The organism is Kocuria sp. KH4 (genome assembly GCF_053711175.1).
Window position 1 is genome coordinate 19137 of the sequence record NZ_JBSJYX010000003.1, and the last position, 13739, is coordinate 32875.

Here is a 13739-nt window from a genome sequence, read left to right on the forward strand (position 1 = left end):
TGTTCCATCCGGGCGGGGCTCCGCCGCACCCGTCCTGATCCGCTGCCGCCCGGTCCAGCCCCACAAGAGGGGGCAGGGCCGGGCGGCAGACTGCCGGGGACGCGGCCGATCCGCCGGCACGCAATTGCGCCCCACGTCAGAGCGGGGTCACGGGCCCGTCCCGCCACGGCACCGGCGGGCGGTCACGGTCGTCGGTGCCCCGGCGGGGCAGGTCACGGACGGGCGCACGGTTCCGGCCGGCCCCCTCGCCGGGTGAGGATGGTGCCGTCCCCGGCGCGGGCGACCGGGGGGACTCCGGTCGAGGTCGCTCTCCGGGGCTGCTCGTCGGTCCGCGCCGCTCGCCCTGGCGGTCGTGCGCCGCGGACGGGCCGGACGCGAAAGGACCGCCGTGACCACGCCACTCGTTCCCGAACTGCCCGAGGTGCCCGGGGCCGGGCACCGCGCGCCCGACCGCGCCATCGAGCGGACCGCCGTGCTCGCCCTGCTGGTGCTCCTCGGGCTGGCCCTGGTCCTGGCCGCGACCACCCGTGTGGCGCCGGTCGTCCCGCTGGTCACCGCGACGGCCCTGCTGCTCGTGGCCCTCGCCGCGCTCGGGCGGGACACCGCGTCGAACCCTGCCGCGCCGCCGGCCCGCCCGGCGGCGGACGGGACGACCTGCGGGCTGGAGAGCCACTCCGACGTCCTGCGCTGCCACCGGCCCGCCGGGCACCCCGGGGACCACTACGACGAGCGGGCCGGCCAGGCGTTCGAGGACACGCTCGCCGCCCACATCGGCGACGCCGGGGCCTACTACCGCGACCGGCAGGGCCGCCCGGTGCCCATCGACGACGCCTTCTGAGGCGCGCGTCCCGCCCGTCGCGTCCGGGCGGACGCCCTCCCGGCAGGGGCGTGTCCGAATCGTGTCCGTCATCTTCCCGCCACGTGGCGGGAGCCCCCTGACCTGGGCCTACGTTGGACATGTCGCACAGACACGGGGCTCGGCGGGCGTCCGGGGGAGGACGCCGCGAGCCGGCACCAGTCGCGAAGCGGTCCTCGCTTCTCCACCGGATGGGACAGAACCATGAGAAGAACCACCAGGGCAGTCACGGCCGCCGTCCTCGCGGCGGGAGCCGGCCTCGCCGCCGTCGCGCCGGCACAGGCGATGGAGATCTCCGACATCAGCGACGCCACGCGCATCGCCGAGGGGGCGGCGGTCGAGGGCACCTACAAGATCTCCTGCACCGCGGGCACCACCGTCTTCGTCTCCCTGAGCGTGACCCAGCGGGTCTCCGAGGGGCGCATCGCCAACGGCAGCTATTTCGAGCAGTGGACCTGTGCGGGCGGCGAGGTCGAGATGGACTACCAGGCCGTGGCCTTCAACATGGCCTTCGACGAGGGACCCGCCGTCATCTCCGGGTTCATCCAGGAGTGCCAGGCCGAGTTCTGCGGGACCGGCACCAACCTGCCGCTGCAGGTCATCGAGATCGGGGACTGACCGCGGCCCGGCCCCGCCCCCCGTCGGCTCCCGGGTCGGCGGGGGCGGGGCCCGGCAACTCTGCCCGAAAGTCCACTGCCCGGCCCCCGCCCCCGGCCTAGAGTCGGGAGCATCGACCGCACCGCCGTTTCCCCCCGCCCCCCGCAGCGGACCGACGACCGCGCCGTGCCCGCCCTCCAGGAGGAGCTCCTCGCGAGGCAGCCGGCGCGGGTCGACGTCGTGAGCGGGGCCGACCCCGCGGTGCGGGGCTACCGCTCCGCCTTCCGGGAGCTCGTGGAGCGGACCGGGCCGTGAGCGCCCCCGCCGTCGAGCTGCGCCGCCCCGGGGGCCGCCGGCACCTGCACCGGGAGCGGATCTGGGGCACCACGGTGAGCGTCGACGTCCGCGCCGGGGAGGAGGCCCTGCCGCCCGAGCGCGTGGTCCAGCACGCCCTGGACGTGGCCGTGGCCAACATGAGGTGGGTCGACGCCGTCTTCTCCACCTACCGGCCCGACTCCCTGGTGAGCGCGCTGCGGAGCGGCCTGCTCGACGAGCGCCGGCTCACCCGCACGGACCCGGCCCAGGGCGCGCTGCTCGACGTGCTCCGGCGCTGCCGGGAGGGGCGGCAGCTGACCGACGGCTGCTTCGACCCCTGGGCCGTGCGCGGCGGCTTCGACCCCTCCGGCTACGTCCAGGCCTGGGCCGCGGAGCGGCTGGCGGACGACCTGGTCCGCGCCGGCTGCGCGAACGTGTGCGTCGACGCCGGCGGGGACGTGGTCACCCGCGGGGTCGCGGCGCCGGGCGAGCCCTGGGCGGTGGGGATCCGCCACCCGGAGGACCCCGGCGCGGTCTCGTGGACCGTCCTGCCCGGCAACGGGGCGGTCTCCACCTCCGGGACCTACGAACGGCCCGCTCACGTGGTCGACCCCCGCACCGGCCGGCCCGCGGCCGGGGCCCGCTCCGCGACCGTCGTCGGCCCGGACGCCCGCCTGGCCGGGGTCCTCGCCACGGCCCTCGTGGTGGCCGGCCGGGACGGGGCCCACTGGTTCACCGGCCTGGACGAGTGGTCCGCCTGGGTGGTGGACCCCGCCCCCGCGGACACCGCCTGGACGATCGGCCGCGACCGGCACCGGACCGGCTGAGCCCCGCCGTGCGTCCCGCGGTCGCTAGGGTGGACGCGGTGAGCACCCACCTCGACACCACCGCGGCCACCGCCCCCGACACCGTCCGCTCCGGCATGGTCCGGGTCCGCGGCGCCTCCGAGCACAACCTGCGCCACGTGGACGTGGACATCCCCCGCGACGCGATCGTCGCCTTCACCGGCGTCTCCGGGTCCGGGAAGTCCTCCCTCGCCTTCGGCACCGTCTACGCCGAGGCCCAGCGGCGCTACCTCGAGTCCGTCGCACCCTACGCCCGGCGCCTGATTCAGCAGGGGCACAACCCCGCCGTGGAGGAAATCACCGGGCTCCCGCCCGCCGTGGCCCTCCAGCAGCGGCGCGGGGCGCCCAGCTCCCGCTCCACGGTGGGCACCCTGACCACGCTGTCCAACTCGGTGCGCATGCTCTTCTCCCGGGCGGGCACCTACCCCGAGGGCGCCGCGGGCAGCCTGGACTCCGACGCGTTCTCGCCCAACACCGCCGCCGGCGCGTGCCCCGCGTGCTCCGGGCTGGGCACCGTGCACGACGTCACCGAGTCCTCCCTCGTCCCGGATCCCGGGCTGAGCATCCGCGAGGGCGCCGTGGCCGCCTGGCCCGGCGCGTGGCAGGGCAAGAACCTGCGGGACATCCTCGTGCACCTGGGCCACGACGTCGACGTCCCGTGGCGGGAGCTGCCCCGGGACGTCCGGGACTGGATCCTGTTCACCGAGGAGCAGCCGGTCGTGGAGATCACCCCGCAGCGGGACCGCGTCGCGAAGCCCTACAAGGGCCGGTTCTGGAGCGCCCGCAGCCACGTCCTGCACACCCTGGCGGACTCCGCGAGCCCGCAGATGCGCGAGCGGGTCCTGCGCTTCGTGGTCACCGGCCCGTGCCGCGCGTGCGGGGGCGCCGGCCTGCGCCCGGAGGCGCTCGCCGTGACCTTCGGGGGCCGGAGCATCGCCGAGTTCAACGGGGCGCCCCTGGCCGAGCTGGCCGAAGCGGTGCGCCCGACCGCCGTCCTGGAGCGGGCCGGGACCGCCTCGCGCGCGGTGACGTCCGGGGAGCGCAGCGAGGCGGCGGTCACCATCGCCCGGGACCTGCTCGCCCGGCTGGAGGTGCTCCTCGGCCTGGGCCTGGGCTACCTGAGCCTGGACCGGGCCACCCCCACCCTGTCCCCGGGGGAGATGCAGCGGCTGCGCATCGCCACCCAGCTGCGGTCGGGACTGTTCGGGGTGGTCTACGTGCTCGACGAGCCCTCCGCGGGCCTGCACCCCGCCGACGCCGAGCCGCTGCTGGCGGTGCTGGAGGAGCTGAAGGCCTCCGGCAACTCGGTGTTCGTGGTGGAGCACGACATGGCCGTGGTCCGCCGGGCCGACTGGGTCGTGGACGTCGGTCCGCAGGCCGGGGACCGGGGCGGCTCGGTGCTCTACAGCGGCCCCGTGCCGGGGCTGGCCGGGGTCCCGGAGTCCGTCACCCGCCCGTTCCTGTTCCCGGACGGGGACACCGCCGCGCCCCCGCCCCCCGCCCGCCGGCCGGAGCGCTGGCTGCGGCTGCGCGGGGTGCGCCGTCACAACCTCGTGGACCTGGACGTGGAGATCCCCCTGGGCGTGCTCACCGCCGTCACCGGGGTCTCCGGCTCGGGCAAGTCCACCCTGGTCAGCCAGGTCCTGGCCGAGACCGTGGGCCGGCACCTGCACGGCGCGGCGGGGCCCGCGGACGACGACGAGTCCGTGCCCGCCCCCGAGGCGCAGGTGGGCTCCGCCGAGGGCCTGGAGCACCTGGACCGGCTGATCCGCGTGGACCAGCGGCCCATCGGCCGGACCCCGCGCTCCAACCTGGCCACCTACACCGGGCTCTTCGACGCGGTCCGCAAGCTCTACGCCGCCACCGACGAGGCCCGGGCCCGGGGGTACGGGGCCGGCCGGTTCTCCTTCAACGTGGCCGGCGGGCGGTGCGAGACCTGCCAGGGCGAGGGCTTCCTCGCCGTGGAGCTGCTGTTCCTGCCCGGCACCTACGGCCCGTGCCCCGACTGCCACGGCGCCCGCTACAACCCCGAGACCCTGGAGGTCACCCACCGGGGCCGGAGCATCGCCGACGTGCTGGGCATGCGGGTGGAGACGGCCGCGGAGTTCCTCGCCGAGGTGCCCGCCGCCGCGCGCAGCCTGCGCGCCCTGCTCGACGTGGGCCTCGGATACCTGCGGCTGGGCCAGCCGGCCACCGAGCTCTCCGGCGGCGAGGCCCAGCGGATCAAGCTGGCCACGGAGCTGCAGCGGGCCCGGCGCGGGCACACCCTCTACCTCCTGGACGAGCCCACCACGGGGCTGCACCCGCAGGACGTGCAGGCGCTCCTGGGGCAGCTGGACCGGCTCGTGGACGCGGGCAACACCGTGGTGGTGGTGGAGCACGCCATGGACGTGGTGGCCCGGGCGGACCGGGTGATCGACATGGGCCCGTCCGGCGGGGAGGCCGGCGGGCGGATCCTCTGCGCCGGCACCCCCGCCGAGGTCGCGGCGTGCCCGTCGAGCCGCACCGCCCCCTACCTGGCCGCCGCCCTCCGCTGACCCGCGGCCCCGGGGTCCGGCGGATCAGGGGCGGTGGCGGGCCTCGTGCAGGGCCCGCACCTGCGGGGCCAGATCCGGGCAGGGGCCGTCCACCGGCACGCCCGGGGCCACCTGGGAGATGGGCAGCGCCGCGACGGGGGAGGGCGGGGCGCCGAGCTCCTGCAGCCACCGGGTCAGCTGCGCGGAGGAGGACGCGTGGACGATGCGGCCCAGTCCCACCCAGGCGTGCGCGGCCGAGCACATGGGGCAGTGCTCCCCCGAGGTGTAGACCGTGGCGGAGGAGCGCTCCCCCGGGGCGAGGTGAGCGGCCGCCCAGCGGGCGATCTCGAACTCGGGGTGCCGGGTGGCGTCCCCGCCGGCCACCCGGTTGCGGTCCTCGAACAGCACTTCCCCCCGCGCCGAGACGAGCACCGAGCCGAACGGCTCGTCCCCGGCGTCGAGGGCCTCGCGGGCCAGCTCCACGCAGCGTCGCAGGTGTCCGCGGTCGGTCCCCGAGATGCCCATGGGCCCAGCCTACGACCGGGCGCGGCGGCTCACAGGAACACGCGGGCGGGCGGGCGCCGGGGGGAGAGGTCCCGGGCCACCGGACGGTAGGCCAGGACGAGCAGCAGCAGGGCGACGGGCACCAGGAACAGGAACCCCGCCGCGAGGTAGCCGACCGTCCCGGTCACGCCGCCGAGGAAGAACAGGCCCACGAGGGAAGTCAGCACCTGCAGCTTCCGACGGTCTCCCCGGACCGGGTCGGGGCCGGGCGTGCGGTGGGGGTACAGTGCCTTGCCGAGCTCGATCGCGATGTCGGTGACCATCCCGGTGACGTGTGTGGTGCGTACGGGCACGTCGGCGACCTTGGTGATGAGTGCGTTCTGCATCCCCATGGTGAAGCACAGGACGGCGACGTGGACCAGGTCGTGGTGTTCGCCCTCGACGGCCTCGGCGGTCAGGCTGAACCCCAGGATCAGGACGCCCTCGAAGGCCAGGACGTTGGCGAACCGGCTCCCGAGCCCCCGGCGTCGCCCCCAGGTGTAGAGCATGGAGCACCAGACGCCGCCGAGCACGAAGGCGCCCAGACCGACGGCGCCGAGGGACAGGAGCTCCACGTCGCGGTCCACGAGGTGGTCGGCCATGGTCGCGGTCAGACCGGTCATGTGGGACGTGTAGAGCGCCACGGCCACGAAGCCGGCCGAGTTGAGCATGCCCGCGACGAAGATCAGCAGGCAGGCCAGGTGGTATTCGTAGCGGGGGCTCCGGCGCGGCCCGGAGATCCGGGACAGGTAGCCGGTGACGGGTGTGGCCATGGATCCAGCCTAGGAACGGGGCGGCTCCGGGCCAGGAGACCATCAGCCAGAACCGGACGTGTTCTCCGTCACGTCGGCGACCTCCTCGAGCACCTCCGTCACCACGGCGCGCGCCCGGGCCTCGGCCGTGGCGGCGTCCCCGGAGGCGACGGCGGCGGCCGTGGCCTCGTGGTCCTCGAGGGCCCCGGGGGCGGGGTCCCGCGGCATGAGCCCCAGCGCGGTGCGGCCGGAGAGCACCTCGGCGACCGTCCCGCCCAGGGCGGCGAGCATGGGGTTGCCGCTCGCGGCCAGCAGCAGCTCGTGGTACGCGATGTCGGTCGCGAGGTACTCCGGGTCCGTGCCGCGGCGGGCCTCGCCCAGCTCCTTGAGCCGGGCGGCCAGCTCCACCAGACGCCGGCGGGTGGACCCGTCCGCCCGCGCGGCGGCGAGCCGGGCCGCCACGGGCTCGATCGCCGCCCGCAGCTCGGTGAGGCTCAGCAGCTGGGCGTCCCGCCCGGGGCCGCCGAGCCGCCACCGGATCAGCCGGGGGTCGAACGGGTTCCAGTCCCCGGGCGGCCGCACGGTCACGCCCACGCGCCGCCGCGAGGCCAGCATCCCCATGGACTCGAGCACCCGCACCACCTCCCGCACGAGGGTGCGGGAGACCCCGAACTCCTCCTCGAGGCCGGCGAGCGTCAGGACCGTGCCGGGCACGCGGTCGCCCGAGGCGATGCTGCGGCCGAGCCGGTCCAGCACTCCGCTGTGCTGCTCCACCCCGTGCATCGCGGCTCCGTCCCCCCGTGCGACGCCCGTGCGGCGCCCACTGTTGCCAAAAGTATGATCTTTCTGTCAGCCTAGCGCGTGTCGTGGATCACGACGAGCATCCCCACGGCCTGAGCGCAGGCCCGAGAGCACGGAGACCCTCAGTGGAAGACTGGACACAGACCCTCGGCACCGCCCCCCTGCTGGGCATCGCCGCCGGCGCCATCGCGCTGATCCTGATCCTGGTGATCAAGTTCAAGATGCATGCGTTCCTGACCCTGATCCTCGTGGCGCTGCTGACGGCGTTCGTCACCGGCATCCCCACGGCACTCGTCGTCGACACGGCGGTGGAGTCCTTCGGGGCCACGCTCGGCCCGGTGGCCCTGCTCATCGGCCTGGGCGCCATGCTCGGCAAGATGGTCGAGCACAGCGGCGGCGCCATGGCGCTCGCCGACAAGCTCGTCGACGTCTTCGGGGAGAAGCGGGCGCCCTTCGCGCTCGGCGTCGCCTCGCTGATCATGGGCTTCCCCATCTTCTTCGACGCCGGCCTGGTGGTCATGCTGCCGATCATCTTCGCCGTGGCCCGGCGCCTGGGCGGCACCAACGTGCTGCTCTACGGCATGCCCGCCGCCGCCGCGTTCTCCGTGATGCACGTCTTCGTCCCGCCGCACCCGGGCCCCGTGGCCGCCACCGAGCTCTACGGCGCCGATCTCGGCCTGGTCCTGCTCATCGGCCTGCTGCTGGCCTTCCCGCTCTGGTACGTCTCCGGCTACGTCTGGGGCAAGCGCGTGGGCACCAAGTACATCCTCCCCGTGCCCGGCTTCTTCGGGGACATCGACGAGGACCAGCCGAAGAACCCGCCGAGGGTCGGCACGATCATCGCCATGCTGCTCCTGCCCCTGGTGCTCATCTTCATGAACACGGGCCTCAACTTCCTGCGGTCGGCGGGCGTCGTGTCCGAGGACGCCACCTGGGTGCAGTTCCTCTCGGCGCTGGGCGAGTCCCCGGTGGCCCTGCTGATCTCCGTCCTCGTGGCCACCTTCGTGCTCGGCACCCGGCGCGGGGAGCACGGCACCGCCCTGGAGAAGGTGCTGGACTCCTCGCTGGGGCCGGTCGCCTCGGTCATCCTCATCACCGGCGCCGGCGGCATGTTCGGCGGCATCCTGCGCGCCTCCGGCATCGGGGACGCCCTGGCGTCCTCCCTGGACGGCATCGGGCTGCCCGTCATCTTCGCCGCCTACATCATCGCCGTGGTCCTGCGGCTGGCCCAGGGCTCGGCCACCGTGGCCCTCGTCACCGCCGCCGGTCTCATGGCCCCGGCCGTGGCCGCCGGGAACTTCAGCCCGGTGCAGGTCGCCGCGATCACCCTGGCCACCGCCGCCGGGTCCGTGTTCGCCAGCCACGTCAACGACTCGGGCTTCTGGCTCGTCGGCCGGCTCATGGGCATGGACGTCAAGACCACGCTGAAGACGTGGACCGTCCAGCAGGCCCTCGAGTCCGTCCTGGGCTTCGCCATCGTCCTCGTCGTCTTCTCCGTCGCCTGAGGTGGGCATGAACAGCATCTTCGACATCACCGGCCGGCTCGCCCTCGTCACCGGGTCCTCCCGGGGGCTGGGGCGGGCCCTGGCCACGGGCCTCGCCGAGGCGGGCGCCCGCGTGGTCCTGCACGGGCGCGACGGCGAGGCCCTCGCCCGGGTGCGCGACGAGATCGCGCGCAGCACGGGCACGGCGCCGGCCACGGCTGCCTTCGACCTCACCGACGCCGACGCCGTGCGCTCGGGGATCGAGGCGGTGACGGCCGAGCACGGGGTGCCGGACATCCTGGTCAACAACGCCGGGATCCAGCGCCGCGCCCCGTTCGCCGAGTTCACCGCGCAGGACTGGGAGGACATCGTCGCGGCGAACCTCTCCAGCGCCTTCCACGTCTCCCGCGCCGTGGTCCCCGGGATGCAGGAGCGGGGCTCCGGGAAGATCGTCAACATCGCCTCGGTGCAGTCCGTGCTCGCCCGGCAGACCATCGCCCCGTACTCGGCCACCAAGGGCGGGGTGGTCATGCTCACCAAGGGGATGGCCGCCGACCTCGCCCGCTACAACATCCAGGTCAACGCGATCTCCCCCGGCTACTTCGCCACGGAGATGAACCAGGCCCTCGTCGAGGACGAGGCGTTCAGCGCGTGGGTGGTCGAGCGCACCCCGGCCCGGCGCTGGGGGCGCGTCGAGGAGCTCGTGGGCACGCTGATCTACCTGTGCTCGGACGCCTCCAGCTTCGTGTCCGGGCACAACGTCCTGGTCGACGGCGGCATGACCTCCGTCGTCTGACCCGGGACCCCCAGCCACCGATCCGCACGCCCCAGGAGGAGAACCCATGAGAGCCGTCGTCATCCACGGCAGGCAGGACCTGCGCGTCGAGGAGCTGCCCACCCCGGAACCGGCCCCGGGCCAGCTCCGGCTCCGGATCGCCTACGGCGGGGTGTGCGGGTCCGACCTGCACTACTGGGCCGAGGGCGCCAACGGGGAGTACGTGGTCCGGGAGCCGCTCGTGCCCGGCCACGAGGTCTCCGGGACGGTGGACCTCGACCCCTCGGGGGAGCTCGCGCCGGGCACCCCGGTCACGGTGCACCCGGCCACGTTCGGCACCCCGGAGCCCGGGATCGAGGACCGGCGCCACCTGTGGCCCGGCGGGGCCTACCTCGGCAGCGCCGCCACCCGGCCGCACACCCAGGGCGGGATGAGCGAGTACCTGCTGGTGCGCCGCGACATGGTCCGGGTGCTCCCCCAGGGCGTCCCGCTGCGCCGGGCCGCCCTGGCCGAGCCGCTGGCCGTGGCGCTGCACGGGCTGACCGTGGCCGGGGACGTGGCCGGCCGGCGCGTGCTCGTCTCCGGGTCCGGGCCCATCGGCCTGCTCGCCGCGGCCGCCGCCCTGGCCCGCGGCGCGGCCGAGGTCGTGGCCACCGACGTCCTCGAGGGCCCGCTGGAGCGGGCCCGGGCCCTGGGGGTGCACGGCACGGTCCGGATCGGGGCGGACCCGCTCCCGGCCGAGGCCTTCGACGTGGTGCTGGAGTGCTCCGGGGTGCCCGCGGCCGTGAGCCCCGCGCTGGCGGCCGCGCGGCGGGGGGCCGTGGTGGTCCAGGTCGGGATGGTGCCGAACGAGGCCCGGCCCGTGAACCTGGCCCCGCTGGTGTCCAAGGAGCTGCAGCTGCGCGGGTCGTTCCGCTTCGACGACGAGATCGACGAGGCGATCCGGCTGCTCGCCGCCCACCCCGGGATCGAGGGCGTCGTCACGCACGAGATCCCGGTCGAGCGGGCCCTGGAGGCCTTCGCCGCGGCCCGGGACTCCGCGGCCTCCGGCAAGGTGCTCGTGTCCTTCGGGGAGGAGACCCGCCGATGACCGGCCCGCACGCGGACGCCGCCGCCGGCCCGGTGGTGCTCGGGGTCGACATCGGCACCACGAGCACGAAGACGGTCGCGTTCGCGGTGGGCGGCGAGCAGCTTGCCTCCGCCTCGGCGGGCTATCCGCTGGAGGAGCCGCACGGCGGCCACGCCGTGCAGGACCCGCAGCTGATCCTGCACGCCGTCCTGGACACGGTGCGCGCCGTGGTCGAGGAGGTCGGGGCCGAGCGCGTGGCCGGGCTGTCCTTCAGCGCCGCGATGCACGGCCTGCTCGGTCTCTCGCCCGCGGGGGAGCCGCTCACCCCGCTCGTCACCTGGGCCGACACCCGGGCCAGTGCGCAGGCGGAGCGGCTGCGCGCGAGCGTGGGCGGACTCGCGCTGCACCGGCGCACGGGCACCCCCGTGCACCCGATGTCACCGCTGCCCAAGCTCGTGTGGTTCCACGAGCAGGAGCCGAAGCTGTGCGAGCGGGTCGCCTTCTGGGCCGGGATCAAGGAGTTCGTGCTGCTGCGGCTGTGCGACGCCCTCGTGGTGGACCACTCGGTGGCCTCCGCCACGGGACTGATGAACATCCACGAGCTCGCCTGGGACGACGAGGCCCTGGCCCTGGCCGGGATCCTGCCCGAGCAGCTGCCCGAGCTCGTGCCCACCACCACCGTCCTGCCCGGGCTCACGGACGGGGCCGCCCGGGCCACGGGGCTGCCCGCGAGCACGCCGGTGGTGGTCGGGGCCAGCGACGGGCCCCTCGCGAACCTGGGCCTGGGGGCGGTGCGGCCCGGGGTGGCGGCCTGCTCGATCGGCACGAGCGGCGCGCTGCGCGTCGTCGTCGACCGTCCCGTGGTGGACCCGCTGGGCCGGGTCTTCTGCTACGCCCTCACCCCCGGCCGCTGGGTGGTGGGCGGGGCCGTCAACAACGGCGGCGTGGTCCTGGGCTGGGCGGGGGACGCCCTCGCCCCCGACCTCGGCGAGGACTCCCAGGAGGCCCTGTGCGCGCTGGCCGGGACCGTGCCCGCCGGCTCCGGCGGGCTGCTCATGCTGCCCTATCTGCTGAGCGAGCGCGCCCCGCACTGGAGCTCCCTGCCCCGGGGCGCCTACGTGGGGCTCACGCGGGCGCACGGGCGGGCGCACCTGGTGCGCGCGGCCCTGGAGGGGGTGTGCCAGCAGCTGGGCCTGGTCCTGCAGTCGATGCGCTCGGCGGGCCTGGCGGTGGAGCAGATCCGGGCCACGGGCGGGTTCGCCCGCAGCCCGCTGTGGCGGCAGATGCTCGCCGACGTGCTGGGCACGGACATCTCCTTCGCCTCCGGGCACGACGGGTCCGGGTTCGGTGCGGCGCTGCTCGGGATGCAGGCGCTGGGGCTCGTCGGGTCCATCGACGTGGCCGCGGAGCTCGTGGAGGTGGACTCCACCCTGCGCCCCGAGCCGGCCGACGCCGCGGTCTACGCGTCCCTGCAGCCGGTCTTCGAGCAGCTGTACGAGGCGCTCGTGCCGACCTTCACGTCACTGCGGCGCCTGGCCCCCGCCCTGCCGCTGGAGCGCGGCTGAGCGCGGTCCCGCCGCAGTATGCCCGCCGGGGCATGTGCGGGGCCGCGAGTCCGACGGGGTGGGTCCCAGGTGGTGGCCAGCGCGGCGACAGCTCTGCATGATGGAGTCGTGACAGCACCGCCGCGGACTCGCGGCGGTGACCGCTCTCGGAAGGAGACGTCATGGTGAACTTCAAGGGGCTCACGGCGAAGGCCAAGCAGTTCGCGCAGCGCAACCCGGACAAGGTGAACAAGGTCCTGGACCAGGCCGGGAACTTCGTGGACAAGCGCACCGGCCGCAAGTACGAGCGGCACGTGGACTCGGTGCAGCAGAAGGCCCGGGACTACCTCGGCGGGCACCGCGCCGGCGGGGGGAGCGCGCCGGACGGCCGGTTCCCGGGCGACCGGCCGGGCGGCACGGACCGGCCCGGCGAGGGCCCGGAGGGGGTCCGCCCGGACCGCGACCCCCGCGGCTGAGGGAACCTGCGCCGGAGCGGCGCCCGGCCGCACCCGTCCTGACCGGTACGCGGACGGGGCCGCCCGGCACGAACGACGGCCCCGGTCCGCCGGGAGAGGCGGGCCGGGGCCGTCGGACCACCCGCGCAGGGGACGCCGGTGATCCGGGAGAACGCGGGGGGTTGTTCTCAGGACGTCACGTTACACATCCGTTATCAATCTCACCAGAGGGGACCCGGCGGGCCGCCGGGACCCCGGCCGGTCAGCCGGCGAGGAAGTCCAGCAGGGCCTCGTTCACCTCGGGGGCGTGCGTCCAGAGCAGCCCGTGCGGAGCGCCCTCGATCTCGACGTAGCGCGCCTCCGGCAGCGCCTTGGCGAACTGCCGGCCGGTGGCGTCGATCGGCAAGATGTTGTCCGCGGTACCGTGCACGATCAGGGTGGGGACGTCGATCCGGGGGATGTCGGCGCGGAAGTCGGTGAGCCAGGTGGGCTGTGCCGCCACGGAGGCCACGGCGCCCGAGCGGGCGGCGATGTTCCGGCTGGCGTCGACGAGCTCCTGGCTGAGCCGCTCCGTGCCGAGGAACGTGTCGGTGTTGTAGAAGTTGCCGAAGAACTCGGTGAAGAACGCGTACCGGTCCGCAGTCACGGCCGCGGCGAGCCCGTCGAAGACGTCCTGGGGCACGCCCGTGGGGTTGTCGTCGGTCTGCAGCAGATAGGGCTCCAGCGAGCCGAGGAAGACCGCCTTGGCCACCCGGGAGGAGCCGTAGGTGCTGAGGTAGCGGGCCACCTCCCCGGTGCCCATGGAGAAGCCCACGAGCACGGCGTCCTGCAGGTCGAGGTGGGTCAGCACGGCGTCGAGGTCCGCGGCGAAGGTGTCGTAGTCGTAGCCGGTGGTGGGCTTGGCGGAGCTGCCGAAGCCGCGGCGGTCGTAGGTGATCACGCGGTGGCCGGCCTCGAGCAGGGCCGCGGTCTGCTTCTCCCAGGAGGACCCGTCCAGCGGATAGCCGTGGATCAGCACCACGGGCTGCCCGCTGCCGTGGTCCTCGTAGTACAGCTCGATGTCGGTGCTGTTCTCGGTGCCGACGCTGATGTAACCCATGGAGGATCTTCCTCTCGATCGTTCGCACGACGTGTGAGAACGGTCGTTCTCACGGTCCGAGTCTAGGGAACGACCGTTCTCGCACGCA

14 protein-coding genes are annotated in these 13739 nt (G+C 74.8%); 10 read left to right on the forward strand and 4 right to left on the reverse strand.

The window, feature by feature from the left end; translation table 11 throughout:
* Positions 1–388: 388 nt before the first annotated feature.
* From ACWCOM_RS03460 to uvrA, 5 genes are all read left to right on the forward strand, one after another.
* A complete protein-coding gene (locus tag ACWCOM_RS03460) occupies positions 389–838 on the forward strand; it encodes a hypothetical protein (RefSeq protein WP_454547340.1) in 450 nt (149 codons plus the stop codon).
* Positions 839–1060: 222 nt separating this feature from the next.
* The gene (locus tag ACWCOM_RS03465) at positions 1061–1474 is read left to right on the forward strand and encodes a hypothetical protein (protein WP_454547341.1); all 414 of its coding nucleotides are present in this window, start codon (positions 1061–1063) and stop codon (positions 1472–1474) included.
* Positions 1475–1639: 165 nt separating this feature from the next.
* Positions 1640–1768, forward strand: coding sequence for a hypothetical protein (locus ACWCOM_RS03470; RefSeq protein WP_454547342.1), 129 nt, complete (start codon positions 1640–1642; stop codon positions 1766–1768).
* A complete protein-coding gene (locus tag ACWCOM_RS03475) occupies positions 1765–2595 on the forward strand; it encodes an FAD:protein FMN transferase (RefSeq protein WP_454547343.1) in 831 nt (276 codons plus the stop codon). The genes ACWCOM_RS03470 and ACWCOM_RS03475 overlap by 4 nt, the downstream gene beginning before the upstream one ends.
* Before the next feature lie 95 nt (positions 2596–2690).
* On the forward strand, positions 2691–5150 hold the full coding sequence (uvrA, locus tag ACWCOM_RS03480) for an excinuclease ABC subunit UvrA (protein WP_454547510.1): 2460 nt from the start codon (positions 2691–2693) through the stop codon (positions 5148–5150).
* A gap of 24 nt (positions 5151–5174) precedes the next feature.
* Here uvrA and ACWCOM_RS03485 read toward each other — a convergent pair whose 3' ends face one another.
* From ACWCOM_RS03485 to ACWCOM_RS03495, 3 genes are read right to left on the reverse strand one after another with little or no spacing between them, the layout of a single operon-like run.
* On the reverse strand, positions 5175–5654 hold the full coding sequence (locus tag ACWCOM_RS03485) for a nucleoside deaminase (protein ID WP_454547344.1): 480 nt from the start codon (positions 5652–5654) through the stop codon (positions 5175–5177).
* A gap of 29 nt (positions 5655–5683) precedes the next feature.
* Positions 5684–6445, reverse strand: a complete 762-nt coding sequence (locus tag ACWCOM_RS03490; RefSeq protein ID WP_454547345.1) for a YoaK family protein — start codon at positions 6443–6445, stop codon at positions 5684–5686.
* Between the two features lie 42 nt (positions 6446–6487).
* On the reverse strand, positions 6488–7207 hold the full coding sequence (locus tag ACWCOM_RS03495) for a FadR/GntR family transcriptional regulator (protein WP_454547346.1): 720 nt from the start codon (positions 7205–7207) through the stop codon (positions 6488–6490).
* 143 nt (positions 7208–7350) lie between these two features.
* Between ACWCOM_RS03495 and ACWCOM_RS03500 the strand changes: the two genes are divergently transcribed.
* The 5 genes from ACWCOM_RS03500 to ACWCOM_RS03520 all read left to right on the forward strand — a co-directional run bounded on the left by ACWCOM_RS03500 (position 7351) and on the right by ACWCOM_RS03520 (position 12573).
* Positions 7351–8730 carry a GntP family permease gene (locus tag ACWCOM_RS03500; RefSeq protein WP_454547347.1) on the forward strand — a complete coding sequence of 460 codons (1380 nt, stop codon included), beginning with the start codon at positions 7351–7353 and terminating at the stop codon, positions 8728–8730.
* Between the two features lie 7 nt (positions 8731–8737).
* The gene (locus tag ACWCOM_RS03505) at positions 8738–9505 is read left to right on the forward strand and encodes a glucose 1-dehydrogenase (protein WP_454547348.1); all 768 of its coding nucleotides are present in this window, start codon (positions 8738–8740) and stop codon (positions 9503–9505) included.
* 46 nt (positions 9506–9551) lie between these two features.
* Positions 9552–10574: a zinc-binding dehydrogenase gene (locus tag ACWCOM_RS03510; RefSeq protein WP_454547349.1), complete on the forward strand. Its 1023-nt coding sequence runs from the start codon at positions 9552–9554 to the stop codon at positions 10572–10574.
* Entirely contained in the window at positions 10571–12118 is a 1548-nt protein-coding gene (locus ACWCOM_RS03515; protein ID WP_454547350.1) for a gluconokinase, read from the forward strand. Before ACWCOM_RS03510 ends, ACWCOM_RS03515 begins: the two co-directional genes overlap by 4 nt.
* 161 nt (positions 12119–12279) lie before the next feature.
* The gene (locus tag ACWCOM_RS03520; RefSeq protein WP_454547351.1) at positions 12280–12573 is read left to right on the forward strand and encodes an antitoxin; all 294 of its coding nucleotides are present in this window, start codon (positions 12280–12282) and stop codon (positions 12571–12573) included.
* Positions 12574–12814: 241 nt separating this feature from the next.
* On the opposite strand, the gene ACWCOM_RS03525 is transcribed toward ACWCOM_RS03520, so the two are convergent.
* Entirely contained in the window at positions 12815–13651 is an 837-nt protein-coding gene (locus ACWCOM_RS03525; protein ID WP_454547352.1) for an alpha/beta fold hydrolase, read from the reverse strand.
* Between the last annotated feature and the right edge of the window lie 88 nt (positions 13652–13739).

Coding starts and splice junctions, on each gene's coding strand:
- ACWCOM_RS03515 (WP_454547350.1), top strand. CDS start 10,571: ATGACCGGCCCGCACGCGGACGCCGCCGCCGGCCCGGTGGTGCTCGGG.
- ACWCOM_RS03505 (WP_454547348.1), top strand. CDS start 8,738: ATGAACAGCATCTTCGACATCACCGGCCGGCTCGCCCTCGTCACCGGG.
- ACWCOM_RS03485 (WP_454547344.1), bottom strand. CDS start 5,654: ATGGGCATCTCGGGGACCGACCGCGGACACCTGCGACGCTGCGTGGAG.
- ACWCOM_RS03510 (WP_454547349.1), top strand. CDS start 9,552: ATGAGAGCCGTCGTCATCCACGGCAGGCAGGACCTGCGCGTCGAGGAG.
- ACWCOM_RS03495 (WP_454547346.1), bottom strand. CDS start 7,207: ATGCACGGGGTGGAGCAGCACAGCGGAGTGCTGGACCGGCTCGGCCGC.
- ACWCOM_RS03490 (WP_454547345.1), bottom strand. CDS start 6,445: ATGGCCACACCCGTCACCGGCTACCTGTCCCGGATCTCCGGGCCGCGC.
- ACWCOM_RS03465 (WP_454547341.1), top strand. CDS start 1,061: ATGAGAAGAACCACCAGGGCAGTCACGGCCGCCGTCCTCGCGGCGGGA.
- uvrA (WP_454547510.1), top strand. CDS start 2,691: ATGGTCCGGGTCCGCGGCGCCTCCGAGCACAACCTGCGCCACGTGGAC.
- ACWCOM_RS03520 (WP_454547351.1), top strand. CDS start 12,280: ATGGTGAACTTCAAGGGGCTCACGGCGAAGGCCAAGCAGTTCGCGCAG.
- ACWCOM_RS03525 (WP_454547352.1), bottom strand. CDS start 13,651: ATGGGTTACATCAGCGTCGGCACCGAGAACAGCACCGACATCGAGCTG.